The 549-nt window shown below is 36.4% G+C and carries 1 protein-coding gene; it reads left to right on the forward strand.

Going from position 1 to position 549, the window contains the following annotated elements:
- A partial coding sequence (locus tag H3T46_RS08870; protein ID WP_198198342.1) for a hypothetical protein occupies window positions 1-549 on the forward strand: 549 nt, incomplete at both ends.

Below are 549 nucleotides of genomic sequence, written 5' to 3' on the forward strand. Positions count from 1 at the left end.
GTAAATATTCAAAATGGTGGCGTATCAGAAAACAACGAATATGTATCAGAAGTTGTAAATATCAAGAATGGTGGAACATCTGATAGTGACAGTTTCTTTGATCCTGGTGATACAGCAGAAAGTGGCGGTACATTAATCAACCGTTATTTGGCAGGTGGAAGCAGTTCTTTTCGTACCGCGGATTCCACTGCCGGTTTAAATGTTGAAAATGGTGGGAAAATATTAAATCAAAAGAACCCAACCATTCCTGATACCCCCAATATTCCAGATAATAATTGTGATACAAACTATTATATACCAGCAAACCTTTTGCCTGGTCAAAGTCATAATTTACCTTCTGGATATGTCGTAAGTGATTACAGAAGATATATGATCAAAAATGATTATCCAATTATTTCCGGTGGTGTTTGGAATGCTGTATTAACTTCTTCAGGTGAAACTATTTATACCAGTAATTATACTAGTGTACATGGTCCTGTTAATATGATCCATGGAGTTTTAAACATTAAAAGCGGCGCCACTGTTAGCGGTATCTATCAGCTTGCCAAT

This window comes from Commensalibacter sp. M0133, from assembly GCF_016101485.1.
GTDB lineage: Bacteria > Pseudomonadota > Alphaproteobacteria > Acetobacterales > Acetobacteraceae > Commensalibacter > Commensalibacter melissae.